This window comes from Xanthomonas citri pv. citri (genome assembly GCF_000961215.1).
Classification (GTDB): domain Bacteria; phylum Pseudomonadota; class Gammaproteobacteria; order Xanthomonadales; family Xanthomonadaceae; genus Xanthomonas; species Xanthomonas cissicola.
Map to the genome: position 1 here is coordinate 2,244,481 of NZ_CP008998.1, position 15,813 is coordinate 2,260,293.

The 15,813-nt window shown below is 67.6% G+C and carries 10 protein-coding genes; all 10 read right to left on the reverse strand.

What is annotated here, in order from left to right:
• Positions 1-232: 232 nt before the first annotated feature.
• The 10 genes from AMD14_RS10270 to AMD14_RS10320 all read right to left on the reverse strand — a co-directional run bounded on the left by AMD14_RS10270 (position 233) and on the right by AMD14_RS10320 (position 15,586).
• The gene (locus AMD14_RS10270) at positions 233-1,891 is read right to left on the reverse strand and encodes a chemotaxis protein CheA (RefSeq protein WP_011051239.1); all 1,659 of its coding nucleotides are present in this window, start codon (positions 1,889-1,891) and stop codon (positions 233-235) included.
• A gap of 2 nt (positions 1,892-1,893) precedes the next feature.
• Positions 1,894-2,520: a protein phosphatase CheZ gene (locus AMD14_RS10275; protein ID WP_005918195.1), complete on the reverse strand. Its 627-nt coding sequence runs from the start codon at positions 2,518-2,520 to the stop codon at positions 1,894-1,896.
• Positions 2,520-2,912 carry a chemotaxis response regulator CheY gene (gene cheY, locus AMD14_RS10280; protein WP_002813536.1) on the reverse strand — a complete coding sequence of 131 codons (393 nt, stop codon included), beginning with the start codon at positions 2,910-2,912 and terminating at the stop codon, positions 2,520-2,522. The genes AMD14_RS10275 and cheY overlap by 1 nt, the downstream gene beginning before the upstream one ends.
• Before the next feature lie 22 nt (positions 2,913-2,934).
• Positions 2,935-3,702 (reverse strand): RNA polymerase sigma factor FliA, encoded by a 768-nt coding sequence (locus AMD14_RS10285; protein ID WP_005918198.1) that lies wholly within the window; start codon positions 3,700-3,702, stop codon positions 2,935-2,937.
• Complete coding sequence (locus tag AMD14_RS10290; RefSeq protein ID WP_005918202.1) at positions 3,699-4,583, reverse strand: MinD/ParA family protein; 885 nt, start codon at positions 4,581-4,583, stop codon at positions 3,699-3,701. The genes AMD14_RS10285 and AMD14_RS10290 overlap by 4 nt, the downstream gene beginning before the upstream one ends.
• A complete protein-coding gene (gene flhF / locus AMD14_RS10295; protein ID WP_011051240.1) occupies positions 4,570-6,270 on the reverse strand; it encodes a flagellar biosynthesis GTPase FlhF in 1,701 nt (566 codons plus the stop codon). Before flhF ends, AMD14_RS10290 begins: the two co-directional genes overlap by 14 nt.
• 664 nt (positions 6,271-6,934) lie before the next feature.
• Positions 6,935-9,007, reverse strand: a complete 2,073-nt coding sequence (gene flhA / locus AMD14_RS10300) for a flagellar biosynthesis protein FlhA (protein ID WP_029828960.1) — start codon at positions 9,005-9,007, stop codon at positions 6,935-6,937.
• A gap of 17 nt (positions 9,008-9,024) precedes the next feature.
• On the reverse strand, positions 9,025-10,155 hold the full coding sequence (gene flhB, locus AMD14_RS10305; protein WP_005921357.1) for a flagellar biosynthesis protein FlhB: 1,131 nt from the start codon (positions 10,153-10,155) through the stop codon (positions 9,025-9,027).
• 144 nt (positions 10,156-10,299) lie between these two features.
• Positions 10,300-12,387: a putative bifunctional diguanylate cyclase/phosphodiesterase gene (locus tag AMD14_RS10310; RefSeq protein WP_011051241.1), complete on the reverse strand. Its 2,088-nt coding sequence runs from the start codon at positions 12,385-12,387 to the stop codon at positions 10,300-10,302.
• A 271-nt stretch (positions 12,388-12,658) separates the two neighbouring features.
• The gene (locus tag AMD14_RS10320) at positions 12,659-15,586 is read right to left on the reverse strand and encodes a ligand-binding sensor domain-containing diguanylate cyclase (protein ID WP_075150005.1); all 2,928 of its coding nucleotides are present in this window, start codon (positions 15,584-15,586) and stop codon (positions 12,659-12,661) included.
• Positions 15,587-15,813 lie beyond the last annotated feature (227 nt).

Consider the following 15,813-nt stretch of genomic DNA (forward strand, 5'->3'; position numbering starts at 1 on the left):
CCAGGTTCACTTGCACGGCAGCTTGACCGTCACCAAACCATCGCGCCCATGCCTGCGCGCTTGGCGACATAGATCGGCAGCGATGCCGGTAGTGAAACGACAACGGCCGCAGTACGCGGCCGTTGTCGTTAGATCAGGCATCCTGGATCGTCTTGACGATTCCCGATTCCCGATTCCCGATTTCCCAATCCCGAATCCCGAATCCCGAATCCCGAATCCCGAATCCCACAAATCAATGATCGCTGGAACGCAGCCCATCCACATCCAGGATCAGCGCCATGCGGCCGTCGCCGATCAGGGTGGCGCCGGCGTAGCCGGGTAGGCCGCGTAGGGCGCGGGGCAGGGGCTTGATCACCACTTCCTCGCGGCCGCGGACCTGGTCCACCACCAGGCCGAAGCGGGTTTCGCCGGCCTGCAGCAACACCACGGTCAGCAGCGGCGGTTGTTCGGCCGGTACGCCCAGCCAGCGGCGCAGGTCGATCAACGGCAGGGTGTGCGAGCGGCGGTCGAGCACGGCGCGGCCGTCGAACCAGCCCAGCGAGGTCTGCGGTGCGTGCAGCACTTCGACCACGCGGGCCAATGGCAATGCGTAGACCGCTTCGCCGGCCTGCACCAGCAGGGTCGGCAGAATCGCCAGCGTCAGCGGCACGCGGATCATGAAGCGGCTGCCACGGCCCAGTTCGGACTGGATCTGGATCTGCCCGCTGAGTTCGCGGATACGCGACTGCACCACGTCCATGCCGACGCCGCGGCCGGAGATGTCGGTGACTTCCGCCTTGGTCGAGAAGCCCGGCATGAAGATCAGATGCAAGCACTCGTCAGTGCTCAGGCGGGCGGCGGCTTCGGCGTCGATCAGGCCCTTGTTGCGGGCGATTTCGCGCAGGCGCTCGGGGTCGATGCCGGCGCCGTCGTCCTGGATTTCGATGCTGACGTAGTCGCCTTCCTGCTGCGCCGACAGGCGCACATGGCCGCTACGCGGTTTGCCGGTGGCTTCGCGCAGGGCCGGCGATTCGATGCCGTGGTCGATGGCGTTGCGCACCAGGTGCACCAACGGGTCGGCCAGGGCTTCGACCAGATTGCGGTCCAGCTCCGTTTCGGCGCCGATCAGTTCCAGTTCCACTTCCTTGGACAAGGTGCGCGCCACATCGCGGGCCACCTTGGGGAAGCGGGCGAACACCTTGCTGACCGGTTGCATGCGGGTGCGCATGACCGCGGTCTGCAGGCGTGCGGTGGCGATGTCCAGCGTGCTGACTGCGCGGTCCAGTTCTTCGTCGCGCAGGCGGGTGCGCAAGGTCTTCAACCGGTTGCGCGAGAGCACCAGTTCGCCGATCAGGTTGACGATGGCGTCCAGGCGCTTGGTGTCCACGCGCACGGTCTGTTCGGCTTCGGCGCCGGTCTTGGCCGCGCCCTTGCCGGCCGCCTTGGGGGCGGGCGCATGCGCATCGTCGCCGTGTGCGGCAGCAACCGGCTTGGCAGCGGCCGCCTGCGGCGCGGCCTTGATCGCCGGCGGGGCGCTCTTGGCGTCGAACTGCGCGATCAACGTGGCCGGCGCGTGCGGCACGGCTTCGCCCGAGCCCATGGCGTCCAGCATGGCCTGCAGATAATCCAGCGATTGTTGTGCGGCATCGAAGTGATGCGCCTGCAGCACCGCCTGGCCCGAGCGCGCCATGCCTAGGGTTTCTTCCGCGGCGTGGCACAGCTCCACCATCGGCTTGATTGCCAGGAAGCCGGCGCCGCCCTTGAGCGTGTGGAAGCCGCGGAACACCGCGTTGAGCTGGTCGGCTTCTTCTGGCGCCTGTTCCAGCGACACCAGCTGTTCGCCGAGGCGATCCAGGATTTCCTGGGCCTCGACGATGAAATCGGCAGCAATATCGTCTGGAACAGCACTCATGGTTACAGCCCCAATCCGGACAGCAGGTCGTCGGCATCGTCCTGCGACACCGCGTGACGGTCCAGGCCCTTGACTGCAGGACCGGCAAGACCGCCGTCGTCTTTCTTCGGTTCGATGTTCTTCGGCGGCAGGCCGAGCGCACCGAAGCCTTCGTGCACGCGCCGCACGATACCGGCCACGCGCCGGATGATCTGGCCGCTCAGGTCCTGGTAGCTCTGCGCCAGCGACAGCTCGGTCAGGTTGTGGCGCATCTTTTCCAGCAGCGCGCCCTGGTCCTGATTGAGCCCGCCGTTGCGCAGCTGGTTGGCCAGCTCGCGGCATTCTTCGACCAGATCCAGCGTGCGATGGCTGGCCTTTTCGGTCATTTCCACCACGTGGTCCAGGCGCGAGCAGGCATCGTCCAGTTCGCCGGCTTCTTCAGGGATGGTGGGCAGCTCGCCCAGCGCCTGGCCGAGTTCGCGGGCGAGCCGGCTCAGGCTCTGCATCATCGGGCGCGTGCGCAGGGCGGCGAGATGATCCACCTCGCGACGCCAGGCGACCTGGTCACCGCTTTCCAGTGCATCGAGTGCGTTCTGCAGGCGCTCGATCAACGCGGCACGTTCGGCATCGGTTTCCATGGTCGCGTTCATCAGGCGGTCGCCGCCAGACGTTCGAACACCTTGCCCAGCTTTTCTTCCAGCGTCTGGGCGGTAAACGGCTTGATGATGTAGCCGTTCACGCCGCACTGGGCCGCTTCGATGATCTGCTCGCGCTTGGCTTCGGCGGTCACCATCATCACCGGCAGGTGCTTGAGCTTGGCGTCGGCGCGGATGTTGCGCAGCAGGTCGATGCCGGTCATGCCGGGCATGTTCCAGTCGGTGACCACGAAATCGAACGGGCCGGCACGCAACGCCGCCAGGGCGCTGTTGCCGTCTTCGGCCTCTGCGGTATTGGTGAAGCCGAGATCGCCCAACAGATTCTTGACGATACGTCGCATCGTCGAGAAGTCGTCCACGATCAGGATCCGCATGTTCTTGTTCACATCAAGCTCCTAACACAAAAAATTAGTCGTCAATTTCGACACCGGCATCGGCCAGTTCGAAGACTTTGAGGCGGCCACGCAAACGCACCACCGCCTGGCCGTGGATCTGGCACACGCGCGATTCGCTGACGCCCAGCACGGCGCCGATTTCCTTCAGGTTCAATTCCTGTTCGTAGTACAGCGACAGCACCAGTTGCTCGCGCTCGGGCAGTTGGCCGATGGCCTTGCCCAGCTCGCGGCCGAATTCGCCACGCTCCATCATCTGCTGCGGATTGGGGCCGCCCTTGGCGGTGGTGTCCAGCTCGCCGTGGTCTTCGATGCGCGATTCCAGGCTCAGCACCTGGCCACGTGCCGCATCTTCCATCAGGCGCAGGTAATCGGGCAGCGGCATTTCCATGGCGGCGGCCACTTCGGTGGCGGCGGCGGCGCGGCCGGTGTTCTGTTCGATCTTGCGCACGGCGGCGGCGGCATCGCGGGCGCGGCGGTGCACCGAACGCGGCACCCAGTCGCCCCTGCGAATCTCGTCGATCATCGAGCCGCGGATGCGGATCGAGGCATAGGTTTCGAACGACGCGCCCTGTTCGGAGTCGTAGCTGCGCGAGGCTTCGATCAGGCCGATCATGCCGGCCTGGATCAGGTCGTCCACTTCCACGCTGGCCGGCAGACGCGCTGCCAGATGGTGGGCGATGCGGCGGACCAGGTCGGCGTGCTGGGTCACCACGTCGTTGGCGTTGTTGCGCTGCACGGCGCGGTACTGGGCGCTGGCCGTGGTTGCGGTAGCGGTGCTCATGCGGCCACTCCCCGTTGGATGATGCGTTCGACAAAGAACTCGACGTTGCCGCGCGGCACGGTCGGGGCCTGCCAGCGCGAGGTACGGCGTGCGATTTCCGCGATGGCCTGCGCCGACGGACTGGCGGGGTAGGCCTTGATGACCGGTTGCTGGCGCTGCACCGACAGGCGCAGCCAGTCGTCCTGCGGCACATGGCCGAGATAGTTCAGCGAAACATCGCCCAGGAACTTTTCGCACACGCGCGAGAGCTTGTCGTACAGCAGGCGACCTTCGTTGGGGTCGCGCACCATGTTGGCGATGATCTGCAGGCGGTCCACGCCGCGTTCGCGCGAGAGCACCTTGATCAGCGCGTAGGCATCGGTGATCGAGGCCGGCTCGTCGCAGACCACCACCACGGTGTCCTGGGCGGCCTGGCAGAAGGTCAGCACGCTGTCGGTGATGCCGGCGGCGGTGTCGATGACCATCACGTCCAGGTCGCGTTCCAGTTCGGAGAACACGTTGACCAGGCCGATGTGCTGGGCCGGGGCCAGTTCGGCCATGTGGCGGCGACCGGAGGCGGCCGGCACCACCAGCACGCCGCCGGGACCTTCGATGATGACTTCATCGAGCGTGCAACGGCCGGCGATCAGGTCGGCCAGGGTGTACTTGGGCGCCAGCCCCAGGACCACGTCCAGGTTGGCCAGGCCGAGGTCGGCGTCAAGCAGCAGCGTGCGTTTGCCCATGTCGGCAAGCGCCACGGCCAGGTTGGCGGAGATGTTGGTTTTCCCCACGCCGCCCTTGCCACCGGTCACGGCAATGGTGCGCACCGGGCCCAAAGGCTCGGGACGGGTCGCCGACAGGGGGAAGGCGTTGGTCAGCTTGGCGTATTCACGCGACTGCATGGTTGTGCTCCGGAGTACAGGGCTTATCGGCAGCGCGCCGCAAATCTTCAAGGCGAAGAACGAGACTGGCGGCATTGGCGCGGTGCAGGTCGTCAGGGACCCGCTGTCCGTCAGTCACCCAGGTGATGGGCATTTGGTGATCGACCACCACCGACAAGGCGCTGCCGAAGCGGCCGGTCTCGTCGAGTTTGGTCAGCACCACGCCTTGGGGTTTGGCGTGGGCGAAGCGGCGTACGACCTCGTCGAGGTCGGAAAAATGGGCGTTGGCGGGCAGCACCAGCAGCGAGGTGACCTGCTGGGCGGCGCGCAACCAGTTCAGCTGGGCGGCCAGGGCGCGGTCGCGCTGGCCCATGCCGGCGGTGTCGATCAGCACCAGCTTGTAGTCGCGCAGGCGCTCGAGCAGGTCCAGCAGGCTTTCGGCGCTGTCGGCCTCGTGCACCGCGATGCCGAGCTGGCGGCCGTAGCTGTGCAGCTGTTCGCGGCCGCCCACGCGCTGGGTGTCGGTGGTGACCAGGGCCACGTCGCGCGGGGCGTGCTGGGCGGCGAAGCGCTGGGCAAGCTTGGCGATGGTGGTGGTCTTGCCGGCGCCGGTCGGCCCGACCAGGGCGATCACGCCGCCACGTTCCAACGGGTCGACCGGGGCCACCGGCAGACGCTTGGACAGCAGGCCCAGCATCAGGCCGCGGCCACGGTGCAATTCGGTATCGGCCGGGATCTGCAGGGCGATATCGCGGGTCAGGCCGGCGTCGAAACCGTAGTCGTCCATCAGTTCCAGCGCCTGGGCGCGCACCGGCGAGCCACGCAGGCGCTCGTCGGTGAGGCGGTTCATCTCGCGCTCGATCATCTGCCGCATCAGCGCCAGTTCGCCGCGCAGCTGCTTGAGTTCTTCGTCGTTCTGCGGCGCGGGCGTGGCGGCAACCGGCACGGCGGCCAGGGCCGGCGGGGCGGGCGGGGCGACCACGATGGGCGGCAGCGCGGCCGGCGGCAGGATCTGCGGCAGGGCATCGTCCAGATCGAAGTCGGCTTCATCGGCGAAGGCGTCGTCGTCCCGGCCTGCGGCAGCGAAGGCCGGGGCGTTGGCCATTGCCACCGCGACCGGCGCGGGTGCCTGCACCGCCGTGGCCGGGACGGCCGGGCGCTGCACCGGGGCAGTCGTCAAAAAGTCGGCGAACAACTGTTCCGGCACGGCCGACAGCGCGTGTTCCTGGCGCGGCGCAGCGGTGACGGCAACCGCGTGGGCGAGTGCCTGGGCAGCGGGCGAAGGAATGCTGGCGGTGCGCACCGGAGCGGCGACCGGCGCCTGGCGCGGCACGCTGACCGGCTGGCGCAGCGCCATGGCGGCGATCATGTCGTCGGCGGCGCTGGCCACGCGCTGGCGCTGGCTGGCCTCGGCGTCGGCAGACGGCTTGAGCAGCGCGTGCACCGGTGCAGCGGGCTTGGCCGGGACTTGCGGGGCCGGCGCCTGCTGCGCGGGAGCCTGCTGGTGCTGTGCGGAGGCCGGGGTGTCCGAGCGCGCGGTTTCCAGGGCGCGCTGCACGAGCTCTTCGTCGTAATTGCTGGCAGCGACGATCTCGATGCCTTCGGCGGTGCGACGGTTGGACAGGATCACCGCGTCCGGGCCGTGTTCTTCACGCACCATGCGGAATGCGGTGCGCATGTCCGGGGCGACGAAGCGTTTGATTTTCATGCGAAGTGCCTCCAGGAACGGGACCCGCCGGACGCCGGACGGGTATGCGATGAATGTGGGTGTGTTGCCAGCGTCATGAGTTGCCTGTCCCGTTCGTTCGTCCAGTTCCGCAGCGGTGGTGCTGGCTGTGGTCTCGGCAGAGCTAATGCATGCGGTGTGCCAAAACGCGGTGCCGGGGTTCCGGCGCGTGGAGCTGGAGCATTGGGGCAGGGTGGGCGCTGTGCGTGTGATCCGGTCCGAACGTTTCAAGTCGATGGATTGATTGACGTTTTTCCGGAAGGGCCAGGCGCAGACGCCTTCGGGCGGGCGGATGCGCTCGCAGGCCGGAGGCCGAGCCGGGCGCGCCTGGAACGCCCCGAAGCGGCCGGCGCCACGCAATCGATTGGAGGTCCGGGCCGGTGGCGGCTTTCCGACGCCGGCTAGGGTCGTCGGTTGCCGGCAGGTATCCATCGCTGACCGGCATGCGGCCGGGCGCGGGAATCGCTTGGTAGGAGCGCACCTGGGCGCGATAGGCCGTTCCGGTAACGCCGGTCGCGCCCAGGCGCGCTCCTACGGGGGTGTCGCGTGGGCGGCATTGCCTTCAATGTCGTAGGAGCGCACCCGGGCGCGACGGGCGGCCCCGGCAAACCCGGCGCGCGACGGGTGCGTGGTTGCCGGGGCGGTCTCAGCTGATCGTGCCCACCAGCTTCAGGCGCTTGTCTTCCGGGACTTCGCTATAGGCCAGCACCGATAGGCTGGGCACGCTGTGGCGGACCAGGCGGGCAAGTGCGGCGCGCACCTGCCCGGGGACCAGCACCACCGCCGGTTCGTTGCGGGCTTCCTGCTTGCCCACGCAATCGGCCAGGCTTTGGTGCAGGCGTTCGGCCAGCCCGGGCTCCAGCGCCACGCCGTTGCCGTGGGTGGATTCCTGCAGGACGCGCTCCAGCTGCGGGGCCAGGGTGAACACCGGCAGCTCGGCCGACATGCCGGCGATTTCCTGCACGATGAAGCGGCCCAGCGAGGTACGCACGGCGGCGGTGAGGGTGGCCGGGTCCTGGCTATGCGGGGCGTGTTCGACCAGCGCTTCGACGATCTTGCGCAACTGCCGCACCGGGATTTTCTCGATCAGCAGGTTCTGCAGCACGCGCACCACCACCGACAGCGGCAGCGCCTTCGGGGTGAGGTCTTCGACCATCTTCGGCGCGGTCTTGGCCAGGGTCGCCAGCAACTGCTGGACCTCCTCGTGGCCGAGCAGTTCGGGGGCATGCTCGCGGATCAGGTGCGACAGGTGGGTGGCGACCACGGTCGCCGGGTCGACCACGGTGTAGCCCATCGATTCGGCATAGGCGCGCTGGTGCGGCTGGATCCAGGTGGCGTCCAGGCCGAATGCCGGGTCCTTGCCGGGGATGCCGTCGAGCTGGCCGAGCGCACCGCCCGGGTCCAGCGCCAGTTCGCGGTCGGAATAGATTTCTGCGGTGGCCACCGGCACGCCATGCACCAGTAGCCGGTAGGCATTGGCCGACAGTTCCAGGTTGTCGCGGATGTGCACCGGCGGCACCAGGAAACCGATGTCCTGGGTGAGCTTGCGGCGCACGCCCTTGATGCGCGCCATCAGCTCGCCGCCCTGGTTCTTGTCCACCAGCGGGATCAGCCGATAGCCCACTTCCAGGCCCAGCGGGTCGATCGGGCGCAGTTCGTCCCAGCTCAGTTCGGCGCTGGCCTGGGCGGCGGTCGCAGCGGCGGCCGCCTGCGGATCGGCCGCCGGATCGCCGGACGCCGGTTTTGCCAGGCTGCGCTTGTACAGCTTCCAGGCGATCACGCCCAGGACCAGGCCCAGCGTCAAAAACGCGACGTTCGGCATGCCCGGCACCAGGCCGACCAGCCCGAGGATGGCCGCAGCCACCGCCAAGGCGCGGTGCTGGCCGAACACCTGGCTGACCATGGCCCCGCGCATGTCCTGCGCACGCGAGGCGCGGGTCACCAGCAAGGCGACCGACGAGGAGACCAGCAAGGCCGGCAGCTGCGCCACCAGGCCGTCGCCGATCGACAGCAGGGTATAGGTGGAGGCGGCGTCCATGAAGCTCATGCCGTGCTGGAGCATGCCCACCGCCATGCCGCCGATGAGGTTGATGAACAGGATCAGGATGGCGGCGATGGCGTCGCCGCGGATGAACTTGTTGGCGCCGTCCATCGCACCGTAGAAGTCGGCTTCCTCGCGCACTTCCTCGCGGCGGGCCTTGGCCTCCTCGCGCGTCAGCAAACCGGCGTTGAGGTCGGCGTCGATGGCCATCTGCTTGCCGGGCATGGCGTCCAGGATGAAGCGCGCGGTCACTTCCGACACGCGTCCGGCACCCTTGGTGATGACCACGAAGTTGATGATGGTCAGGATCGCGAAGACCACGATACCCACGGCGTAATTGCCGCCGATCACGAACTGGCCGAAGGCCTCGATGACCTTGCCGGCGGCGGCGTGACCGTCCTGGCCGTTGATCAGGATCACGCGGCTGGAGGCGACGTTCAGCGCCAGCCGCAGCATCGTGGTCATCAACAGCACGATCGGGAAAATGGTGAATTCCAGCGGGCGCTGCACGTACACCACCGCCAGCAGCACCATCAGCGAGATGGCGATGTTGAAGGTGAACAGCGCATCCAGCACCGGCGCGGCCAGCGGCACCATCAGCATGGCCAGCATGGCCATCAACGCCAGCGGGGCGCCCAGGCCGTTGCGCAGCAACTCCATGACGCGGCGGGCATTCATCGGCGCTGGGCGGGCGCTCATGCGCTGGCTCCCTTGCCGAACTCGTCCACCTCAAGCGACGGCAGTTCCGGCATCGGGCCGCCGTTCCAGCCACGCAGCTGGTAGACGTAGGAGAGCACCTGGGCCACGACCGAATAGAGTCTCACGGGAATTTCCTTGCCGATTTGCGCTTCCCTATACAAGGCGCGTGCCAAAGGCGGCGCGGTGACGATCGCCACCCGGTGCTGTTCGCCGGCTTCGCGGATGCGGAAGGCCATTTCGTCCACCCCCTTGGCCACCACGATCGGGGCGCGCATCTTGCCGCCTTCGTACTTGAGCGCCACCGCGTAGTGGGTCGGGTTCATCAGCACCACGTCGGCCTTGGGCACCGCTTCCATCATCTGGCGCTGCGACATCTGCATCTGCATCTGGCGGATGCGGCCCTTCACTTCCGGGCTGCCCTCGCTTTCCTTCATCTCGCGCTTGATCTCTTCGCGCGTCATCTTCAGCTTCCGCAGCCAGTTCCACTTCTGGTAGGGCGCGTCGATGGCGGCCAGCAGCACCAGCGCGCCGGCGGTGTAGAACAGCAGGCTCTTGGTGAAGTCCAGCCCGTTGCCGATGGCCTGTTCCAGCGGCTGGTTCACCAGCGAGCGCAGGCCGTGCAGGCCCCTGGAAATGCAGAAGCTGGCGGCCAGCCCGACAAACAGCAGGCGCAGCACCGACTTGATCAGCTCGGCCAGGCTATTGCTGCCCCACATGCGCTTGATCCCGTTGGCGGGATTGAGCTTGGTGAGGTCGGGCATGATCGCTTTGCCGGAGAAGCGCAGGCCGCTCATCATCAGCGGGCCAGCCAGCCCGGCAGCCAGGCAGATGCCGATCAGCGGCAGCATCACCCACAGCAACTGCAAAAGCAGATCGCCGAAATGGCCGAACAGCGCCATCGGGTTCTCGCGCATCTTCGGGTCCGGGCTGAGCGCGGTCTTCATCCACACCGCAGCGCCATCGCCGATGCCGCGGGCCAGCACCATCAGCGCGAACACGCCGGCACCGAACACCGCCGCGGTCGACAACTCGCGCGACTGCGGGATGTTGCCCTGCTCACGGGCCTCGCGCAGGCGTTTTTCGGTGGGAAGCTCTGTACGCTCGCCGCCGTCTTCGGACTCGGACATGGAGGTGCCGGTGGGGGATCAGCCCAATCGATGCAAGCGGCGTTCCAGTTTGTGGAGCTGGGAATCGGGATTGGGCATGGGGGAATCGGCACAGCGGGGGCCGCGGTGAACCGGTGGCGCGAAGTCGGGGCGGCAGTGAGCGGCTCAGCTGGCCAGGCGGCGCGGGCCGTCGCGCTGGGCGACCACGGTGGCGATGAAGCGTTCGGCGTCCATCGGGCGGCCCAGCAGATAGCCTTGCAGCTGGTCGCAGCCCAGCCGTTCCAGGGTGTTGCGCTGGGCGAGGGTTTCCACGCCTTCGGCCACCACTTGCAGGCGCATGGTGTGCGCCAGCGCGACCACGGCCGCCACGATGGCGATGTCTTCGGCGCTGCCATCCATGGCCTGGACGAAACTGCGGTCGATCTTGAGCTCGTGCGCCGGCAGCTTGCGCAGGTAGAGCAGATTGGAATAGCCGGTGCCGAAGTCGTCGATGGCGATGCGCACGCCCAGCGCATTGAGCTGGCCCAGGGTGCGCAGGCAGGCCTCGGCGTCGCGCATGGCCATGGTTTCGGTGATTTCCAGGGTGAGCTGGCCAGGGGCCAGCGCATATTCGCTCAGCGTGGTGGCCACTTCGTCCAGCAGGCTGGGCGAGGCCAGCTGGAGGGCCGACAGGTTGACCGCCACCCGCCAGTCGCCGTGCCCGGCCTGCCGCCAGTCGCGCATCTGGCGGCAAGCCTGCCGCAGCACCCAGCTGCCGAGCAGGCCGATCATGCCGCTGCGTTCGGCCAGCGGAATGAAGCTGTCCGGCGGCACCAGGCCGCGTTCCGGGTGCTGCCAGCGGATCAGCGCTTCGGCGCCGATCGGGCGGCCGTCCTCGGCGCAGTACTTGGGCTGGTAATGCAGCACGAACTGTCCCAGTTCCAGCGCGCGCGGCAGTTCCTGCAGCAGCTGCAGGCGGTCGCGGGTGGTGGCCGTCATCGAGCGTTCGAAAAAGCTGTAGCGGTTGCGGCCGGCATGTTTGGCATGGGTCATTGCCGCATCGGCATGCGTCAGCAGCTGGTGCTCGCTACCGGCGTCTTCCGGGTACAGCGCAATGCCAATGCTGCTGCTCAGGCGCAGCTCGTGGTTGGCAACCAGGAACGGTACCGCCAGCGCCTGCACCAGATGCGCGGCCAGCGCAGCGGCATCTTCCGGGTCTGCGATGTCGGCCACCAGCACGAATTCGTCTGCGCCCAGCCGCGCCAGGCTGCCATGCGCGCGCCGGTGTGCGTTCAAACGCTCGGCCACCACCACCAGCAGGCGGTCGCCCAACGCATGACCATAACCGTCGTTGATCACCTTGAAGCCGTCCAGGTTGATCAGCATGACCGCGAAGCGCTGCCCCTGGCGCTGGGCGCGTTCGATGTTCTGCACGAGATGCTCGTGCAGCAGGATGCGGTTCGGCAGCCGGGTGAGTGGGTCGTGCAGCGTCGCCAGTGCCAGTTCGGCATTGGCCTTGGCCAGCGATTGCGCCAGCACATCGGTGCGCTGCTGAAAGCGGCGCGACAGCAACGAAATGACCAGCGCCAGCATCAGCAGGACCAAGGTCACCAGCACCACCACCGCCGTCAGCCACGACAACGGTAGATGCGTCTCGGCAACCGCGCCGCACACGCTACCGGGCGCGAACCGGGCGGCGGCCATGCCGGTGTAATGCATGCCCACGATCGCCACGCCCATGATCGAGGCGGCGATCAGGCGCAGGCTGGAGCGTTGCCCAGCGTGGCGCAGCCGGAACGCGATCCACAACGCGGCGCCGGAGGCGCCGATGGCGATGGCGATCGACAGCCCGAACAGCAGCGGGTCGTAGCGAATGGCCGGCACCATGCGCAGCGCATCCATGCCCATGTAATGCATCAGCGCGATGCCAAGCCCCATCAACAGCGCACCCAGGCCCAAGCGGAGCAACGGCAGGTTCGCGCGCGAGGTCAGCCAGAGCGCCAGCGCCGAGGTCAGGATCGCCGCCAGCATCGAATAACACGTCAGCGCCAGGTCGTAGCCCACCGGAATCGGCAGGCGGAACGCCAGCATGCCGACGAAGTGCATCGACCAGATGCCGATGCCCATGGCAATGGCGCCGCCCATCAGCCAAGCGGCCGCGATGCCGCCGCCACGGGCAGTGGTGCGTGCGGCCAGATACAGCGCGGTGTAGGAAGCCAGCACGGCCACCACCAGCGACAGCATCACCATGCCAGGGTTGTAGGTTCCGACCACCTATCCAGTTCCTACGTCGAAAGACGCGTTGCCCAAGACCTAGCGACCCCTTGCGCGACTTCTTGAGCGCGGGGAAGCGGCCAATGCCATCAACCCCGCGTTGCCGCCAAAGACGGCACGCTTCAAGGTCCTGCGGCCGCCCGCGTACGCAGCCGGCGTACGCAATCGCGGCATGTTCGCCCACATCGACTGCCGGCGCGCCGTGGCTTGCCAATGGGACGCGTGCGCTTCCTCCCTGCGCGCGCCGGCATGGCCTGGCCGCCGGCGCGACTCATGCCACCGAACTTTCCGGTTCCTCCGGTTCGATGCGGTTACGGCCCGAGCGCTTGGCCCGATACAGCGCCTCGTCCGCACGCGCCAGCAGCGAGGCGGCGGTGTCGCCGACGCGGAACCAGGACACGCCCACCGAACAGGTCACCTGCAGCGGGCGTGCGGCACCCACCTCGTACGGAGCAAGGCTGAGCGCTTCGTGGATGGCGCGCAGCCGGTGCTGGCTCTGTTGGCTCATGCCTGGCAGCAACAGCAGCAATTCTTCGCCGCCGTAGCGGCCAACCTTGTCCGAATCGCGCAGGCAGGCCGTCAGCCGCGCGCCCACCTTGGCCAGCACCGCATCGCCGACCAGGTGCCCATGTTCGTCGTTGACCTGTTTGAAGTGGTCCAGATCGATCAACACCACCGCCAGCGGATGCTCGCCGTGCGCGCAGCCCTGCAGTTCTTCGGCCATCGCTTCCAGGATGCCGGAGCGATTGAGCAGGCCGGTCAGCGCGTCGTGGCTGGCCTTCAAGGCCAGCGCCGCACGCGCGTTTTCCAGTTCGCGTTTTTCGCGCTCCAGTTGGTAAGTGCGCTCGGATACCAATTCGGCCAGCATGCGTTCGCGCGCCACCAGATGGCGGTGCCGCCAGCGCCACAGGCCGATCAGCAGGCCGCCGCCGATCAGCACATACAGCGCGATCGCCGGCGGGCTGCGCCACCACAGTGGCGCGACCGCGAAGGGCAGGTCGACGATCGGCGAAGCGGTGCGACGGTAGCGGTCCAGCACCTGTACCTGCAGACGGAAATGCCCGGAGGGCAGCGGTGGCTGGTCGATGGACAGGTTGTCGCTCTGGATCCACTGGTCGTGCAGGCCGAGCAGGCGATAACGCACCGTCAGGCGGGTGGGGTCGTCGTAGACCTCCATCGTCGACAGCTCGATGTGCAAGGGCTTGTCGCTCCAGCCCAGCAGCTGCCCGCGCTGCACCGGCATGCCGCCGCGGCTGACGCTGTCGATGCGCACGCTGGGCTGGCGTTCGTCGAACAGGCGCGCCGGGTCGCTCACGTGGCTCACGCCGCGTGCGGTGCCGATCCACACCGAACCATCCGGATCTTCGGCAAACGCAGCCTCGGAAACGTCATCCCAGATCAGCCCCTGCGACTGCGACAGATGCGCCCAGCGCTCGCCGTCGTAGACCTCGACGCCGCGTGCATGGCCGACCCAGACCCGGCCGACGCTGTCGCCGCGCAGCAGGTACACGCCGACATCGCGCAGCGCCTCGTCGCTGATTTCCTGCAGGTCAAGGCCGTCGTGCAGCAACATGCCGTGCCACAGGCCGGGGCGATAGAACGCCAGCCACACCTCACCGCTGTCGCTGATGTGGAACTTGGCGATCCATGGCTCCGGCGTGCCGCCGTTGACCTTGACCTTGACCTTGACCTTGGACCACTGCCCATCGCGCAGCCGGAACAAGCCGTTGGAGCTGGAAATCCACAGCGTGCCGTCGGCGGTTTGCTGGATGTCGGTGTAGGCGATGGCAGGCACGTCGGCCACCTCCTGCAGGCTGCCGCCGTCGAGCGGGCGTTCGATCACGAACAAGCCGCCGACGCTGAGCATCCACAGCCGGCCCTGGCGGTCGATCAGCAGGCGACGCGCAGTGCGCGGCAGCTTGGCGATCTGCGCGCTGTGCCCGTCCGGCCAGGTGCGGCGCAGGATACCTGCCGAATTCAGCGTCCACAGGCTGCCGTCCTGGCTGCGCTGCATGCCCACCACCTGAATGCCCGCGCTGTGTAGGGCTGGGACGAAGCGCTCATCCGGTTCGGCCTGGCGGCCGATGCCGTGCTCGTTGCCGACCAGCAGCGCGCCTTGCGCGTCGCGGGCGATCGACCAGGTCGGCGCGGCCGGCATGCCTTGCGAGGCGTCCCAGTTTTCGATCCATTCGTAGCCGGCCCAGCGCACCAGCCCTTCGCCGTCCACGGTCATCCAGATATCGCCATCGCGGTCCACCAAGATCGCATCGCTGCTGCCGGGCGGTAGTCCATTGTCTGCGCCGAACGTGCGCCAGTGGCCATTTTCCCAACGCGCCAGGCCGTCGTTACGACGCACCAGCACGCGTCCTTCGCGGTCCATCACCAGCGATGCCGGCCGCCCGACCGTGCTGCCATCCAGCAGCGGCAGCGAGCGAACACTGAAGGCGGTCGTCCCGCGCGCGCGATAGAGCACGGTGCCCGCACCGCGCACCCACAGCCCGCCATCGTGGTCGCGCAACACGCTGTACCACCGGTCGTCCGGCACTCCGTGTTCGGGCCCGAACACCTGCACCTTGCGCTGCGCATCGATGGCGCACAGCTTGCGTGCGCAGCCCACCCACAGCGTGTCGCCGTCCACCGACAGGCTCAGCGACTTGGACAACTCGGGAACGCGTACCCGGGTTGCCGTGTCCAGCAACGGTTCGCTGTGCCAGCGATCGTTGGCGCGGCCCTGGAGGATTTCCAGCGTGCCGCCATTGGCCAGCACCGTGCCCCAGGGCAGGCTGGCGAGCTGCATCTGCTCCCCGAGGTGCTCGGCTTCATCCGGCCGCAGTTTGCGGAAGCCGTGCTCGTCGCCGACGAACAAGGCCTGGAAGCCGGCCACCCATAACCGCCCATCGGCGGTTTCGGCGATCGAGGTGGTGGGCTCGTTGCGCAGGCCATCCAGCGGGACCTGTTGGAAGATGCGCCCGTTGTAGCGATACAGCCCGCTCTCGGTGCACACCCACAGCAAGGTGGCGCGGGTCTGCAGCAGGCAGGTGCCGGCAAGACCGAGCAGGCCCTGGTCGTGGGCATAGCGGCGGATGCTGGCGCTTTGCGCACCGGCCAGATCGGCCAACGACAGCAACGCAAACAGCAACACCATGGCAAACGGTGCACGCCGGTGCGACGACCTCCATTGGCGGTGCTCAAACCCCACGGACGTTGCAGTCTCCCACGCATCGGCAATGCGGTCCGCGCCCCTCGCGCGGTGTCTCAGGCTTGCCTCGGCAACCCCCCATCGCAGGCTGCATTGGAACAACTAGCGGCGGCCGACGCGTATTTCTTTAATGCTTCAGCGAGCATGACGGCGTGAGGATCTGGCGAACGCGGTTGTTTGCTCGCGTGTTGTAGGACGCTGGTCACACGTTTGCGCAAGCACGATTC

Bases quoted from the DNA above. Each gene is read 5' to 3' on its own strand.
- AMD14_RS10270 (WP_011051239.1), bottom strand. From the start codon at position 1,891: ATGAGTGCTGTTCCAGACGATATTGCTGCCGATTTCATCGTCGAGGCC.
- AMD14_RS10275 (WP_005918195.1), bottom strand. From the start codon at position 2,520: ATGAACGCGACCATGGAAACCGATGCCGAACGTGCCGCGTTGATCGAG.
- AMD14_RS10285 (WP_005918198.1), bottom strand. From the start codon at position 3,702: ATGAGCACCGCTACCGCAACCACGGCCAGCGCCCAGTACCGCGCCGTG.
- AMD14_RS10290 (WP_005918202.1), bottom strand. From the start codon at position 4,583: ATGCAGTCGCGTGAATACGCCAAGCTGACCAACGCCTTCCCCCTGTCG.
- flhF (WP_011051240.1), bottom strand. From the start codon at position 6,270: ATGAAAATCAAACGCTTCGTCGCCCCGGACATGCGCACCGCATTCCGC.
- flhA (WP_029828960.1), bottom strand. From the start codon at position 9,007: ATGAATGCCCGCCGCGTCATGGAGTTGCTGCGCAACGGCCTGGGCGCC.
- flhB (WP_005921357.1), bottom strand. From the start codon at position 10,155: ATGTCCGAGTCCGAAGACGGCGGCGAGCGTACAGAGCTTCCCACCGAA.